At 49.7% G+C, this 1104-nt stretch carries 1 protein-coding gene; it reads right to left on the bottom strand.

The window, feature by feature from the left end:
• Nucleotides 1–1098: ubiquitin-like protein (locus tag ACNQF8_RS15305; protein ID WP_417983550.1), on the bottom strand; the 1098-nt coding region annotated here is incomplete at its 3' end.
• Nucleotides 1099–1104: the final 6 nt, after the last annotated feature.

Here is a 1104-nt window from a genome sequence, read left to right as displayed (position 1 = left end):
GTGAAGACGAGCATAGCACTTGCGGCATATCATCTTATCCTGATTGTACTTACGAGCAAGCATCATCAAGGAAGGCTCAATAATACCTCCTCTAAGCCTCAACACAAGATGAAGTGTAGATTCTTTCTGGATGTTGTAGTCAGCCAAAGTACGACCATCTTCGAGCTGCTTTCCGGCGAAGATCAATCTCTGCTGGTCCGGAGGGATTCCTTCTTTGTCTTGGATCTTGGCCTTCACGTTATCAATGGTGTCAGAACTCTCCACCTCCAAAGTGATAGTTTTCCCAGTCAACGTCTTAACGAAAATCTGCATACCACCACGGAGCCTGAGAACAAGATGAAGGGTGGACTCCTTCTGGATGTTGTAGTCGGCGAGGGTGCGCCCATCCTCTAACTGCGTGCCGGCAAAGATGAGACGTTGCTGGTCAGGTGGGATCCCTTCCTTATCCTGGATCTTGGCCTTAACGTTGTCGATGGTGTCGGAGCTTTCCACCTCGAGGGTGATGGTCTTCCCCGTAAGGGTCTTCACGAAGATCTGCATACCACCACGGAGACGGAGGACGAGGTGGAGGGTGGATTCCTTCTGGATGTTGTAATCAGCCAAGGTGCGGCCATCCTCGAGCTGCTTTCCGGCAAAGATGAGCCTCTGCTGGTCTGGAGGGATACCCTCCTTGTCTTGGATCTTGGCCTTGACGTTGTCGATGGTGTCTGAGCTTTCCACCTCTAGGGTGATGGTCTTTCCGGTGAGGGTCTTCACAAAAATCTGCATACCACCACTCCGACGAAGCACCAAATGAAGGGTTGACTCTTTTTGGATGTTGTAATCAGCAAGAGTGCGTCCATCCTCGAGCTGCTTACCGGCAAAGATAAGCCTCTGCTGATCCGGAGGGATTCCTTCCTTGTCCTGAATCTTTGCCTTGACGTTATCAATAGTGTCAGAGCTTTCAACCTCCAAGGTAATGGTTTTGCCAGTCAGAGTCTTGACAAAGATCTGCATACCACCTCTTAACCTGAGAACCAAGTGGAGAGTCGACTCCTTCTGAATGTTGTAATCTGCCAACGTACGACCATCTTCTAGCTGTTTACCAGCGAAAATCAATCTTTG

It is taken from the genome of Flavobacterium labens, from assembly GCF_048286755.1.
GTDB lineage: Bacteria > Bacteroidota > Bacteroidia > Flavobacteriales > Flavobacteriaceae > Flavobacterium.
Note: the sequence above shows the minus strand (reverse complement) of the source record. Positions and strands in the feature narration are given on the sequence as shown.